Origin of the sequence: Actinomycetospora chlora (assembly GCF_039542135.1) — a bacterium.
In the GTDB taxonomy this organism is placed as follows: Bacteria; Actinomycetota; Actinomycetes; order Mycobacteriales; family Pseudonocardiaceae; genus Actinomycetospora; species Actinomycetospora chlora.
Genome location: NZ_BAABHO010000007.1, coordinates 96,420 through 109,284, shown reverse-complemented (window position 1 = coordinate 109,284; position 12,865 = coordinate 96,420). Strand labels below are relative to the sequence as shown.

Here is a 12,865-nt window from a genome sequence, read left to right as displayed (position 1 = left end):
TCCTCACCGCCGTCGTCGGGGGTCGGGACGCGGGTCGCCGCGGGCGACGACGGCGGGGCCGGCACGCGGGTCGCCGCCGTCGTCCCTCGCGACGACGGCGAGGTCGCCGGACTCGTCGGTGCGGCGCACCATCGCCCCGGAGCGGGCGAGAAGACCCATCACGCCGGGGTTGGGGTGCCCGTAGGTGTTACCGCGCCCGACGCTGACCAGCGCGAGCCCGGCGTGTACCGCGGTGAGGAACGTCGGCGACGACGAGCGTGACCCGTGGTGGGGCACCTTGAGGATCTCGGCGTGGAGATCGGCGCCGGTGCCGAGCAGCGCCGACTGCGCGGAGAGCTCGGCGTCGCCGGGCAGCAGGATCCGGCCGACCGGGGTGTGGGCACGCAGCACGACCGAGGTGTCGTTGACCGCGCTGCCGTCCTCACCGTCGACGTGCACGGTCGGGCGGACCGGCCCGAGCACCTCGAGCACCAGCCCCGGCCAGCGCAGCACGGTGCCCCGCGCCAGCCCGACCACCGGCGCCCGGGCCGCCGCCGAGCGCCCGATCACCTGGACCAGCGTGTCCTCGGGGTCGCGCGCCGGACCGAGGGCGATGCCGCCCACGGGCCGTCCGGAGAGCGCGCCCGCGAGCCCGCCCACGTGGTCGGCGTGCAGGTGGGTCAGCACGACCAGCGCCAGCGACCGGACGCCGAGGCGCGCGAGGCAGCCGTCGATCGCGCCCGCGTCGGGCCCGACGTCCACGAGCACGGCACGTCCCGGCTCGCCCGTCGCCAGGACGAGCCCGTCGCCCTGCCCGACGTCGCACATCACCAGCGACCACCGCGCCGGCGGCCACCCGGGCGGCGCCACGCGCGTCGGCACGATCACCAGCAGCGCGCCGACGAGGACCGCGGCCACCACCAGGCGCAGGCGTCGCCACCGCAGCGCCGCCGCGACCAGCACGACGGCCAGCGCCAGGGCCAGCGCCCCGACGGCACCCGACGGCCACGCGAACGTCGCGCCCGGCACCGCCGCGCACCGCCGCGCGACCCACACCAGCCACGACACCCCCGGCCCGGCCGCCCACACCAGCGCGTGCGCGCCGGCGGTCCACCACGGGGCGACGACCGCCGCGAGCACCCCGAGCACCGTCACCGGCGCGATCCCCGGGGCGGCCAGGAGGTTCGCCACCACCGCGACCAGGCTGACCTCCCCCGACAGCCCCGCGATCACGGGGGCGGTGACCACGTGCGCCGCCACCGGCACCGCCAGCGCCTCGGCGACCCCCGGCGGCACGCCCCGCGCCCGCATCCGTGCCACGAACCCCGGGGCCAGCAGCACCAGCGCCCCCGTGGCCAGGACCGACAGCGCGAAGCCCGGATCGGTCGCGAGGCCCGGGTCCACGAGCAGCAGCACGATCACCGCCGCGCACAGCGCCGGCACCACCGAGCGCCGCCGCCCGACCGCTAGCGCCAGCACCGTGACCCCGCCCATGACCGCCGCCCGCAGGACGCTCGGCGACGGCCGCGCCAGCACCACGAACCCCACCAGCGCCAGCGCCGCCAGCACCGCCGCGGTGCGGGGACCGAGCCGACCCAGCCGGGCCAGCAGCAGCACCGCGCCGCACACGATCGCGACGTTGGTGCCCGACACCGCGGTGAGGTGGGTGAGCCCGGCGGTGCGGAAGTCGTCCTGCAACCCGGGCGAGAGCCCCGAGGTGTCGCCCACCACCAGCCCGGGCAGGAGCGCCGCCGGGTCCTCGGCGAGGACGGCGCGGGCGGCGTCGCGCAGCCCGCCGCGCAGATCGCCTGCGATCCGCTGGGCCGCCGGCACCGGGCCCACCTGCTGCGGCGGGCCGCGCACCTGCAGCACGGCGACGGTGAGGTCGGCGCGGTCCGGGGGTGCGAGCCGGCCCCGCGCGCCCACCACCTGGCCGGGCAACAGCCCCGCCCAGTGCTCGGCCGGCGCGAGCAGCACGACGCGGCCGCCGGCCCGCCAGGCCACGCCCGCCCCGACCTGCCCGCCCACGAGCTCGCCGCGCACGACGACCCGCCCCGGCCCCGGCACCGTCGAGCGCACCGGCTGGGGATCGGCGGTCAGGACGAGGTCGACGCGCGCCGACGCCCCGGAGCCCGTGGCCGGCCGCAGCGGGTGGCTCGCGACGGCGTGGGCCCCGAGCCCGGCCACGACGCCGACCGCGGCGGCGCACCCGCCGGTCGCGATCACCACGGCCCGGAGACCGGAGCGCCCGGAGCGCCCGGCACCCCGCCGGCGCGCCGCCACGACGGCGGCGACCACCCCGACCGCGACCAGCACCAGCGCCGCGCCCCACCCCGCCGTCAGCGCCGCGACGGCGACCCCCCACGACGCGAGCGCGGCGGGGACGAGGCGCAGGTCCGGGGGCGCCGGTGGCTCCGGCTCCCGCGACGACGGGTCCGGCCCCCGCCGCGCCCGCTCCGGCGCCAGGGTGCTCACACCGTCACCAGGTCCCGCAGGGTCGCGAAGCGGGCATCGCCGATCCCGCTGACCTCCTGGAGCTGCTCGACCGTCGCGAAGCGCCCGTTCTGGCTGCGCCACTCGAGGATGCGCTGGGCCGTCACCGGGCCGACGCCCGGCAGCTGGTCGAGTTGCTCCAGGGTCGCGGTGTTGAGGTCGACACGGCCCCCGCCCGGCGGCGCACCGCCCCCGCCACCCGCCGACCCACCGGCCGGGGCGGCCCCGGCCGGAGCGGCTGCCGGCGTCGGCACCCCCACGACGACCTGCTCGCCGTCGTTGATCCGCGCCGCGAGGTTCAGCCCGGTGAGGTCGGCGTCCGGTGCCGCGCCGCCCGCGGCCTCGACCGCGTCGCCGACCCGGCTGCCGGGCGCGAGCCGGACCAGCCCGGGACGCACGACCCGTCCCGACACCGAGACAACGATCGGCCCCGCGTCGACCGGCGGCCCGACGGCCGGTCCGACGGGCGCGCTCGCCGGCCCCGCGACGACGGGCAGCGCGGGGACGGGCTCGGCCGTCGGCCGTCCCGCCCACACCCCGACCGCCGCGACGACGGCCGCGGCGGCCGCCGCGGCGACGAGGGCGAGCGCGCCGGTGCGGCCGGGATCCCATCGCGCCCCCGCCCACGACGCCGGCACCCAGCGCGCGAGCCAGCGCCGGGCGCGCTCGCCCCGCTCGGGCGGGTCCCAGGCGCTCGCCCGCCGGGGCGGCGGCGCGTCGTCCTCCTCGTCGTCCCACCAGTCGTCGTCACCGTCGGGCTCCGGTTCCGGGTCGACCGCGACCGGTGGCGCCAGGCGCAACCGTGCCGCGGGCGTGCCCGGCGGCGCCCCCGGCCAGCCCACGCGATCGACCCGCTCCTCGGCCGGGGACGGCGCCGCCGGACCGACGTCGACGTCCTCGCGCCCGCCCCACCCGGGGGCGCGCAGGGCGCGGAGGCGGTCGCGGGCGCCGTCGGCCGGCGGCGAGGGGCTGCGGAGCATGGCGCGACGCTAGGAAGCGCCGCGGGAGCAGGGACAGCAGCGAGACGGTGCCTGGGGACAACCGGCGGGGGTGGGGACGGAGGACGGCCCGGGCGGGCGGCATCCACGGCCGGAGAGAGCAGCCGGCTAGACCTCCGGCGCGCTCAGCAGGCGCCCCAGCCGCCGCATGTTGGCCCGTCCCGCCACGCGCAGCCCCGCGGCCATCACCGGCAGCAGCGGACGCAGGGCACGGCCCGCCGCGAGTTCGAGCGTCAGTGTCAGGTGGGTCCCGCGCCCCCGGGGCTCCACACGCCCGACGATGTCGACGTCGACGCCGCGGAAACGGCAGCGCGTCCGCCAGTGCGTCGGGCGGGCGTACTCCACGATCTCCGCCGTCCCGCGCCCCGTTCCCCGGTAGGAGGCGGCGAACCGCGACCCCGCCCCGACCGGCTCTGGTCCGAGGAGGTCGATCCGGCGCGCCGCGGGGTTCCACCCGACCTCGGTGCGCAGGTCCGAGACGTGGTCGAACACGGTCGCCGGGTCGGCGTCGGTGTCCAGGCGGTTCACGACGGCCGTCACGTCGCCATCGTCGCGCCCGCGGGACGCCTCAGACCAGGGCCTTGGCCACCGCGTCGCCGACCGCGAGCCCGACCGCCTCGTGCGCGGGCCAGCCCCAGTGGATGCCGTCGGGGTTGCCGCGCCCGCCGAGGACGTGGTCGGTGACGAGCGGCGCCGGGTCGACGAGCACGACGTCGCGGGCCGCCGCCCACGCCGTCATGGCCCGGACGTGGGCCTCGCGCCCGGCGTGCACCCCGCCGTAGGCCGGCGCCCGGTGCACCGAGGGCAGCAGTCCGACGACGGGCAGACCGGGGATCAGCGTCGTCACCGCGAGCCGCAGCTGCTCCAGGTACCGGACCGTCTCCCCCGGCGGCAGCGCCACCGGCCCGGCACGGCCGAGCGCACGGGCCGCCCGGGGCGTCAGCCACCGGTGGCCGTCGCGCACCGAGCGCCGCAGCCACGACGGCCGCACCGCGGGGATCAGCTCGCGCAGCGCCGTCGGCACCGGCGAGGGCAGCGTGTCCATGCCCCCGACCCCGAGAACCACGGCGTCCGCGCGGCGCAGGGAGGCCCAGATGCGCGGGTCGCCGACCATCGCCCGCCACGCGTGCCGCGCGGTCCATCCGAGGCCGGCGTGCAGCTCCGCGCGTCCGTCGACGGTCCGGGCGGCGACGTGCGGCCAGAGCCGGGGCTCGTCGGCGGGCTCGGCCCGGTCGGGGCCGTGGAAGGACAGCGAGTCCGCGATCACGACGAGGACCGGACCCGGCGGCACCGGAGAGGTCACGCCCCGAGGCCCCAGCCCCGCAGCCGCCAGCGGTCGAAACGGTGCTCCAGCACCGCCCAGGCGCAGTTGCGCAGGGGCTGCAGCGAGTGCCACGCCTCGACCGGCCAGCCCAACGTGGAGGCGGTCAGCGCGCTGATCGTGCCGCCGTGGGCGACGACCATCGCCGTCAGCGCCTCGTCGGTGCCCGCCAGCTCCTCGGCCAGCTCGTCGAGGACCGGAACGGCCCGCCGTGCGACCTCGACGCGGGACTCCCCGCCGGGCGGCGCCCAGCCCGGGTCGGTGCCCCAGGCCGCCAGCCCACCGGGCCACCCCGCCTCGACCTCCGAGCCGGTCAGGCCCTCCCAGTCGCCGAGGGACGTCTCGCGCAGCCGCGGCTCGGGGCGCGGGACCAGCCCGGACTCCTTGGCGACGGCCTCGGCCGTGCGCCAGGCACGGACCTGGTCGGACGCGACGAGCAGCGCGGGGTCGTAGTCCGCGAGCAGCGGCGCGGCGGCGAGGGCCTGGGCGCGGCCCTCGTCGTCGAGGTCGGGGTCGAGGCGACCCTGCATCCGGCTCTCGGCGTTCCACGTCGTCCGACCGTGCCGGGCGAGGACGAGCCGGTGCAGCGTCACTCGACGGCGGCGCTGCGGTCGGACGGCGGGCCGTACACCTCGGCGGGCAGCGGCACGGCCGGGCAGTCCTTCCACAGGCGCTCGAGGCCGTAGAAGTCGCGCTCGTCGGTGTGCATCACGTGGACGACGATGTCGCCGAAGTCCAGCAGGACCCACCGCGCCTCCTGCGTGCCCTCGCGGCGCACCGGCTTCGCCTCGAGGTCCCGCAGCTTCTCCTCGACGTTGTCGACGACGGCCTGCACCTGGCGCTCGTTGGGCGCGGAGGCGATCACGAACGCGTCGGTGAGGGGGAGCCGCTCGGACACGTCGATGGCGACGACGTCCTGGGCGAGCTTGTCGGCGGCGGCGAGCGCGGCGGTCTGGGCCAGACGGCGCGCGCGGTCGGTGACGGCCACGAAACCCTTCGGGGTCGGAGACTCGAGCACCTCGATGGTACTCGACCGGTGCCGGGCCGAGCCCGCGCGACGTCGGGGGCCCGTCGCATACTTGTCGGATGCCGGACTTCGGGGACGGACTCGCCCGCGGCACCGACCTGGTGGCCGCCGCCGAGAACGCCGTCGCGCAGGCCACGGCCCCGCTCGGCGGCCGGCGTCCCGACCTGCTCGCCGTCTTCGTCTGCCATCCCGACCCCGACGTCATCGCCCGGGCCGGGGAGCGCGCGATGGAGGTCGCGGGCGCGCGCGCCGCCATCGGCTGCAGCGCCGGTGGCGTCATCGGCGACGGCCACGGCGTGGAGGCCTCGCCCGCCGTCGCCGTGTGGGCGGCCGCGCTGCCCGGCGCGCGGCTGACGCCGTTCCACCTCGACGCGAGCCGCACCGAGACGGGCATCGTCGTCGGCGGGATGCCGGCCCGCGCGGACGGCGACCAGGTCGCGATCATGCTCGCGGACCCGTACACGTTCCCCATCCAGGGCTTCGTCGAGCAGTCCGGCGAGGCACTGCGGGGGCTGCCGCTGGTCGGCGGGCTCGCGTCGGGTCCGGGCGGGGCCGGGGGCGCGCGCCTGTTCCTCGACGGGTCGGTGCACGAGCGCGGCGTCGTCGGGCTGACGATCGGCGGCGACGTCACGGTGCGCACGCTGGTCAGCCAGGGCTGCCGCCCGGTGGGGCCGACGATGACGGTGACGGCCGCCGACGGCCCCCACCTGCAGGGACTCGCCGGCCAGCCCGCCTACCGCAAGCTCGAGCAGATCATCGGTGAGCTCGACGAGGGCGAGCAGCAGCTGGTGGCGCAGGGCCTGCACCTCGGCGTCGCCATGGACGAGTACGCCGACGACCACCGCCAGGGCGACTTCCTCATCCGCGGCGTCGTCGGCGCCGACCCGGAGGAGGGGACGGTCACCGTCGGCGACGTCGTCGAGGTGGGGCGCACCGTGCGCTTCCAGGTCCGGGACGCCGCCAGCGCCGACGCCGACCTCGACTGGCTCATGACGCGCTTCCGCGGCGAGGGCGCGACGGCCGGCGCGCTGCTGTTCTCCTGCAACGGGCGCGGGCGGGCCATGTTCCCCGACGCCGACCACGACGTCGCCGCCCTGCGGCGCGGTCTCGCGCCCGAGGGGGTGGCCGGGTTCTTCGCGGCCGGGGAGATCGGGCCGGTCGGCACCCGCAACCACCTGCACGCGTTCACCGCGTCCGTGCTGGCGTTCGGCGACGCGGCGACCCGCTGACGGGGGCCCTGCGACCCGGTGCGGACGTCACTCCTACGGTGGACGCCGCCCGACCGCACCCCCGCCAGGAGCACGTGACGCGATGAGCCCCGCGCACCGGCCGGACCCCCGGCAGCGTCCGGGGGACGACCGGCCTCCGCCGGAGGACGCCCGTCCCCCGGCCGGCGACACCCCGCCCCTCCCCGACGACGTCGTGGCGCTGCTCCGCGGCCCGAACCCGTGCTTCGTCGCGACGGTGATGCCCGACGGGTCGCCGCAGACGACCGAGACGTGGGTGGACACCGACGGCCGCCACGTCGTGATCAACACGGTCGAGGGGTTCCAGAAGGTGCGCAACCTGCGCCGCGACCCCCGCGTCTCGGTGGCGGTCGCCGACGTGACGCGACCCAGCCGCTACGTCGCCGTGCGCGGCCGGGTCGTCGACATCACGCCCGAGGGCGCCAGCGAGCACATCGAGTCGCTCGCCCGGCGCTACCTCGGGGGTCCCTACCCGTGGTTCGGCGGCCGGGACCAGGTCCGTCTCATCCTGCGGATCGCCCCGACCGCCGTGCACCGCCAGGGCTGAGGCTCACGGGCCGGTGCTCGTCCCCGGCCCCGCCTCACCGGAGATCTCGAACAACGGCGGGGCGTGCAGCCCGAACGTCGACGGCTGGACCAGCGCCACCCCGAGCGCGACGAGCAGCACGACGAGCACGGCGATCGCGCTCATCACGAGCGCGCCGGCGGGGCGGCGCTCCGGCTCGACCCAGGTACCGGACGTCGCGACAGCCGGCAGCGCGTGGGACGGCACGCCGGGCAGGTCGGACGCCTGCTCCGGGGGCCAGGGACCCCACTCCTGCTCGGGACGCGGCGCGGGCGCGGAGGCCGGGCGCGGGACGGGCGAGGGGATCGGCCCCGTGTGCGGGCGGACGAAGCCGCCCGGCGCGTCCGACCACTCCCGCCACGCCCGCTCCGCCGGGCTCAGCGCCGCCCACTGCTGCTCGACAGCGGACACCACCGCCGGGGCGAGGGGCTCCCCCGCCTCCGGCGCCTGCCGCGGCCGCGGCACGACGACGACCTTCACCGACGACAGGTCCAGCGGCCCGGTCGGCGCGTCGTCCTCGACGAGCACCTCCGGCGCGGCGTCCTCCTCCACGCCCTCGCGACGGTGCCGGCTCATCGGGAGGCCTCGCTCAGGGCGCAGCCGTTGCCGGACCAGGTGCCGTCGGAGTAGGACAGCGTCGCCGCGCTGCCATCATTCGGGACCACCTGCAGGGACGACCCCGCGAACGTGTAGGACCCCACTGTTGCCCCGTCAACGGTGACGCTCCCGTCCGACAACATGACGGACCCGCCGCCGAAGCAGCCGCTCGCGCTGTAGGTGCCGCTCGGCGCGCTGACGGCCGGCTGGGCGGTCGTGGTCGAGGTGTCCGACGGGGTCACCGTCCCCGACCCTTCCGGCGTCCCCTCCGTCGCGGCGTCCTCCGACTCAGGAGTCGTACCGCCACCGCCCGCAGCCGGCGAGCGCGCCGGTGCCTGCCGGGCGTTGTCGGAGGTGTCGGAGGTCTCTGGGTCGCCGCCGTTCGGGTCGACCGCGTTCGGGTCGACCGCGTTCGGGTCGACCGCGCTCGGGTCGACCGCGTTCGGGTCGACCGCGTTCGGGTCGACCGCGTTCGGGTCGACCGCGTTCGGGTCGGCGTTCGACTCTGCGTTCGTGGCCTCGTTGATCGGGGTGCCGTCAGCCGCCCCGGCCTCCGCCGGGTCAGTACTCGACGAGGGCTGTGCCGGCGGGAAGTAGTTGTTGTTGATCGTGACGTCCACGTTGACCGTGTCGTGGTGGCCGTCGCTGCCCGCCGGGCGGTCCCAGCCACGGCCGGTGTGGACGTCGACGATGGTGTAGTTGTTGGTCACCGTCGTCGTCTGGTGCGTGATGACCGTGATCGCGGTGGACGTGAACGACACCCAGCGCGGGCCGTAGTAGGCCACCGAGCTGAACGACCGGGGCGCCGAGAGCGGGTTGCCGCAGAAGCAGCGGGTGACGGGGTTGCCGTGGTCGTCGACGAGCACCGCGGTGCCGGCCTGCAGCACGGCGGGCCAGGACGTCACGTGCCCGCCCGCCCAGCCGTGGTTGGTGACGTAGGTGTCGGAGCGCAGGACGACGCTGGTCAGGCCGTCGACGTAGCGGGAGACGGTGGTCGCCGAGGAGTCGCCGAGACCGAGCACGGAGGCCCAGCCGGCGGCGCGGTCGGGGTGGTCGGCGAGGAAGCGGCTGAGCTGCCCGCGGTCGCAGACCGCGTCGCTGCCCGAGCCCCCGTACAGACCGGGGGTCGTGCCGGAGCGGCGTCCGCCGGTGTGGGCGACCGGCCGGACGGCCACGGCGTCGGTGCCGACCGCGGGCATGAACGGGTCGGCGCCGGCGGTGGCGACGGGCTCGAGCGCGACGGTGGTGGGCGCGCTCATCTCCCGCGCGACCAGCATCCCCGCGGCCGCCGCGACCAGCACGGCGAGCACCACCAGGACCACGATCGCCGCGCGGGCCCGACGGCGGGGCGGTGGCTGGACCTGCACGACGACCGGTGGCGGCGGCACGATCATCCCGGATCAACTCCCCCAGCAGCCCGCCCCCGACGGGCGGCGTCGAGTGGATCTCGGGGAGTCACTGCGGTGCGTTAGTCGACACGCCGACGCATCACTCGATCGTGGCGGTCGAGCCTCCGGACGGACCAGAGCGGGCGTTACTCCGGCGCGACGTGCTCCGTCGGGCCCAGTACCCAGCCGTGCCCGTGCTCACGGTAGAGACCGCGCTTGGCGATGTACTGCACGACCCCGTCGGGCACCAGGTACCAGACCGGCTCCCCCGCCGCGACGCGCTCCCGGCACGCCGTCGACGAGATCGCCATGGCCGGCACCTCGAGCAGGCTCACCGCGCCGTGCGGGAGGTGGTCGCCGTCGAGGTCGAAGCCCGGGCGCGTCACGCCCACGAAGTGCGCGAGCCGGAACATCTCGTCGGCGCGGTGCCACGACAGTATCTGTTCGAGGGCGTCGGCGCCGGTGATGAAGAAGAGCTCGTCGTCGGGGAAGATCGCCGCGAGGTCCGAGAGGGTGTCGACGGTGTACGTCGGTCCCTGCCGGTCGACGTCGACGCGGCTGACGGTGAACCGGGGGTTCGACGCCGTGGCGACGACCGTCATGAGGTAGCGGTCCTCGGCCGGGCTGACCGCCTGGCTCTCCTTCCGGTAGGGCTGGCCGGTCGGCACGAAGACGACCTCGTCGAGCGCGAACCGGACCTGCGCCTCGCTGGCCGCCACGAGGTGGCCGTGGTGAACGGGGTCGAAGGTGCCGCCCATGACCCCGATCCGGCGGCCGCTCATCCGATCAGCCTAGATCGCCGCCGGGTGTTCACACCGGCAGCAGGCCCGACACCACACCCGCGAGCTGCGCGGCCGTGCGGCACTCGTGCATCGGCACGACCTCGCCGTAGCGCCGCGCCGCGGAGTCGCCGGTGCCCCACTGGGCCTGCGGTTCCGGGTTGAGCCAGTGCACGTGACGGGCGCGCTCGGCGAGGTCGCCGAGGACGGTCAGGTTGGGGTCGCGGTAGTTGGTGCGCGCGTCGCCGAGCACCAGCAGCGACGTCCGCGGCCCGACGACGTCCGGCCAGCCCTCCCGGAACCGGCCGAGCGCGGCCCCGTAGTCGCTGTGCCCGTCGAAGGCGATGAGGCCCGGCCGGGCGGTGATCTCGGCCATGACGCCGGCGAGGTCGGCGTCGGGGCCGAACAGGTCGGTGACCTCGACGCAGCCGTCGACGAAGCAGAAGATCCGGATGCGGGAGAACTGCTCGCGCAGGGCCTGGACCAGCATCATCGTGAAGTGGCTGAAGCCGGCCACCGACCCGGAGACGTCGCAGAACAGCACCAGCTCGGGGCGTCCCGGGCGCGGTTTGCGGTAGGCGGGGCGCATCGGCACCCCGCCGGTCGACATCGACCGCCGCAGGGTGCGGCGCAGGTCCATCGGGCCGCGGCGGGCCCGCCGCCGGCGCGCGGCCAGCCGCGATGCCAAGTGCCGGGCCAGCGGGGCGACGCGCCGGCGCAGATCGGCGAGCTGCTCGGAGTTGGCCGTCAGGAAGTCGACGCGATCGCCCTGCTTGGGCACGCCGGTCTTCGCCGCCGCCTCCCGGCCGCGGACCTCCGCGCCGCGCCGGCGGGTCTCGTCGGTGACCATCCGCCGGAACGCCGCGATCCGCTCGCGCACCTGGCGCCGCGAGACCTCCTCGGCGAACGGGCTGTCCCACTCCGCGTCGGGGCCCCCGCGCAGGTCGGCCAGCACGCGCGCGAGCAGCGTCTCGGGCCGCACCGCGTTGAGCGCCTGGTACGCCGACCACGTCGTCGGACGGCCACCACCACCCTCCCCGCGATCGCCCCCGCCACCGCCCTGGCCCTGCCCCTGGCCGCCCTGGCCGCTGCCGCGCCCGACCGCGCCGAGCCCGTCCACGATCGCGCGGGCCAGCTCGGCCATCGCCGCGGTGTCGCCGTCCCGCAGGAGCCCGGCGAGCAGGTCGCGCAGCGCCTCGACGTCCACCGAGCCGTCTTCGGCGTAGGGCAGCGCGACCTCGCCGAGCGCGGCGCCCTGCCCCAGCGGGAACCACAGGTCGAACAGCGCGTCGAACACCGCCCGCTGGCCCGAGCGTCGCAGCATCGCCGCGGCCAGCCCCTCGCGCAGCTGCTCGCGTCGCAGCAGGTCGAGCTCGGCCATCACCGCCGCGGCGTCGACCGACTCGCCCGGCCCGACGGCGATCCCCGCCCGGCGCAGCGCCCCGACGAAGTCGACGAGGTGGGCGGGCAGGCCGCCGGTCACGGACGGGGCGGGCATCAGTTGAGCCGCAGCTCGGCCACGGCCTTCTGCGCGTCGGCCTGGTGCTTGAGCACGACGCCGAGGGTGGCGCGCACGGTGTCGTCGTCGAGGGTGTCGAGGCCGAGCGCGAGCAGCGTGCGGCCCCAGTCGATCGTCTCGGACACCGACGGCGCCTTGCGCAGCTGGATGCCGCGCAGCACGCCGACGATGCGCACGAGCTCCTCGGCCAGCGCCTCGGGCAGCTGCGGCACGCGCGACGCCACGATGCGGCGCTCGAGCTCGGCGTCGGGGAAGTCGAGGTGCAGGAACAGGCAGCGCCGCTTGAGCGCCTCGGACAGCTCGCGGGTGGCGTTGGACGTGAGCAGCGTGAACGGGCGCTGCGCGGCGACGACGGTGCCGAGCTCGGGGACGGTGACCTGGAAGTCGCCCAGCACCTCCAGCAGCAGGCCCTCGACCTCGACGTCGGCCTTGTCGGTCTCGTCGACCAGCAGGACGGTCGGGTCGGTGCGCCGGATGGCGGTGAGCAGCGGGCGCGGGAGCAGGAACTCCTCGGAGAAGACGTCGTCCCGGGTGTCGTCCCACGACTCGCCCTGGCTCGCGGTGATCCGCAGCAGCTGCTTGGCGTGGTTCCACTCGTAGAGCGCGCGGGCCTCGTCGATGCCCTCGTAGCACTGCAGCCGTACGAGCCCGGCGCCCGTCGCGTCGGCGACGGCCCGCGCCAGCTCGGTCTTGCCGACGCCCGCCGGCCCCTCGACGAGCAGCGGCTTACCCAGGCGGTCGGCGAGGAAGACGGTGGTCGCGACGGCGGTGGACGCGAGGTAGCCGACGTCGGCGAGCCGGGTCACGACGTCGTCGACGGAGTCGAACAACGTCTTCTGGCGGACCGGCTCGGTGCTCACGGGCCGCATCCTGCCTGCCGCGCCCCGTGTTGTCCCCCGGATGTGGCCCGCTCGCCCCTCACGCGGGGGACCGACGACACCCTCCTGATGGT

Annotated in this window: 13 protein-coding genes; 2 read left to right on the top strand and 11 right to left on the bottom strand. The window is 76.8% G+C overall.

What is annotated here, in order from left to right:
- Positions 1–3: 3 nt before the first annotated feature.
- The 6 genes from ABD994_RS06495 to rsfS form a co-directional block, all read right to left on the bottom strand.
- On the bottom strand, positions 4–2,454 hold the full coding sequence (locus ABD994_RS06495) for a ComEC/Rec2 family competence protein (protein WP_345411987.1): 2,451 nt from the start codon (positions 2,452–2,454) through the stop codon (positions 4–6).
- Entirely contained in the window at positions 2,451–3,452 is a 1,002-nt protein-coding gene (locus ABD994_RS06490; RefSeq protein WP_345411985.1) for a helix-hairpin-helix domain-containing protein, read from the bottom strand. The genes ABD994_RS06495 and ABD994_RS06490 overlap by 4 nt, the downstream gene beginning before the upstream one ends.
- Positions 3,453–3,578: 126 nt before the next feature.
- A complete protein-coding gene (locus ABD994_RS06485) occupies positions 3,579–4,010 on the bottom strand; it encodes an SRPBCC family protein (protein ID WP_345411983.1) in 432 nt (143 codons plus the stop codon).
- 28 nt (positions 4,011–4,038) lie between these two features.
- The gene (gene octT, locus ABD994_RS06480; RefSeq protein WP_345411981.1) at positions 4,039–4,773 is read right to left on the bottom strand and encodes a diglucosylglycerate octanoyltransferase; all 735 of its coding nucleotides are present in this window, start codon (positions 4,771–4,773) and stop codon (positions 4,039–4,041) included.
- Positions 4,770–5,384 (bottom strand): histidine phosphatase family protein, encoded by a 615-nt coding sequence (locus ABD994_RS06475; RefSeq protein ID WP_345411978.1) that lies wholly within the window; start codon positions 5,382–5,384, stop codon positions 4,770–4,772. Before ABD994_RS06475 ends, octT begins: the two co-directional genes overlap by 4 nt.
- Entirely contained in the window at positions 5,381–5,779 is a 399-nt protein-coding gene (gene rsfS, locus ABD994_RS06470) for a ribosome silencing factor (protein WP_345412119.1), read from the bottom strand. The genes ABD994_RS06475 and rsfS overlap by 4 nt, the downstream gene beginning before the upstream one ends.
- Positions 5,780–5,877: 98 nt before the next feature.
- On the opposite strand from rsfS, the gene ABD994_RS06465 reads away from it, so the two are divergent.
- Together ABD994_RS06465 and ABD994_RS06460 are read left to right on the top strand one after the other, a co-directional pair.
- Positions 5,878–7,047: an FIST signal transduction protein gene (locus tag ABD994_RS06465; RefSeq protein ID WP_345411975.1), complete on the top strand. Its 1,170-nt coding sequence runs from the start codon at positions 5,878–5,880 to the stop codon at positions 7,045–7,047.
- Positions 7,048–7,129: 82 nt separating this feature from the next.
- On the top strand, positions 7,130–7,612 hold the full coding sequence (locus tag ABD994_RS06460) for a PPOX class F420-dependent oxidoreductase (protein WP_345411972.1): 483 nt from the start codon (positions 7,130–7,132) through the stop codon (positions 7,610–7,612).
- 3 nt (positions 7,613–7,615) lie between these two features.
- On the opposite strand, the gene ABD994_RS06455 is transcribed toward ABD994_RS06460, so the two are convergent.
- The 5 genes from ABD994_RS06455 to ABD994_RS06435 all read right to left on the bottom strand — a co-directional run bounded on the left by ABD994_RS06455 (position 7,616) and on the right by ABD994_RS06435 (position 12,773).
- Complete coding sequence (locus ABD994_RS06455) at positions 7,616–8,206, bottom strand: hypothetical protein (RefSeq protein ID WP_345411970.1); 591 nt, start codon at positions 8,204–8,206, stop codon at positions 7,616–7,618.
- The gene (locus ABD994_RS06450) at positions 8,203–9,621 is read right to left on the bottom strand and encodes a DUF6777 domain-containing protein (RefSeq protein ID WP_345411968.1); all 1,419 of its coding nucleotides are present in this window, start codon (positions 9,619–9,621) and stop codon (positions 8,203–8,205) included. Before ABD994_RS06450 ends, ABD994_RS06455 begins: the two co-directional genes overlap by 4 nt.
- Positions 9,622–9,761: 140 nt before the next feature.
- The gene (gene nadD / locus ABD994_RS06445; protein ID WP_345411966.1) at positions 9,762–10,397 is read right to left on the bottom strand and encodes a nicotinate-nucleotide adenylyltransferase; all 636 of its coding nucleotides are present in this window, start codon (positions 10,395–10,397) and stop codon (positions 9,762–9,764) included.
- A gap of 28 nt (positions 10,398–10,425) precedes the next feature.
- Positions 10,426–11,892 carry a vWA domain-containing protein gene (locus ABD994_RS06440; protein WP_345411962.1) on the bottom strand — a complete coding sequence of 489 codons (1,467 nt, stop codon included), beginning with the start codon at positions 11,890–11,892 and terminating at the stop codon, positions 10,426–10,428.
- Complete coding sequence (locus ABD994_RS06435) at positions 11,892–12,773, bottom strand: AAA family ATPase (RefSeq protein WP_345411960.1); 882 nt, start codon at positions 12,771–12,773, stop codon at positions 11,892–11,894. The genes ABD994_RS06440 and ABD994_RS06435 overlap by 1 nt, the downstream gene beginning before the upstream one ends.
- Between the last annotated feature and the right edge of the window lie 92 nt (positions 12,774–12,865).

Bases quoted from the DNA above. Each gene is read 5' to 3' on its own strand.
- ABD994_RS06490 (WP_345411985.1), bottom strand. From the start codon at position 3,452: ATGCTCCGCAGCCCCTCGCCGCCGGCCGACGGCGCCCGCGACCGCCTC.
- ABD994_RS06465 (WP_345411975.1), top strand. From the start codon at position 5,878: ATGCCGGACTTCGGGGACGGACTCGCCCGCGGCACCGACCTGGTGGCC.
- ABD994_RS06460 (WP_345411972.1), top strand. From the start codon at position 7,130: ATGAGCCCCGCGCACCGGCCGGACCCCCGGCAGCGTCCGGGGGACGAC.
- ABD994_RS06455 (WP_345411970.1), bottom strand. From the start codon at position 8,206: ATGAGCCGGCACCGTCGCGAGGGCGTGGAGGAGGACGCCGCGCCGGAG.
- ABD994_RS06450 (WP_345411968.1), bottom strand. From the start codon at position 9,621: ATGATCGTGCCGCCGCCACCGGTCGTCGTGCAGGTCCAGCCACCGCCC.
- nadD (WP_345411966.1), bottom strand. From the start codon at position 10,397: ATGAGCGGCCGCCGGATCGGGGTCATGGGCGGCACCTTCGACCCCGTT.
- ABD994_RS06440 (WP_345411962.1), bottom strand. From the start codon at position 11,892: ATGCCCGCCCCGTCCGTGACCGGCGGCCTGCCCGCCCACCTCGTCGAC.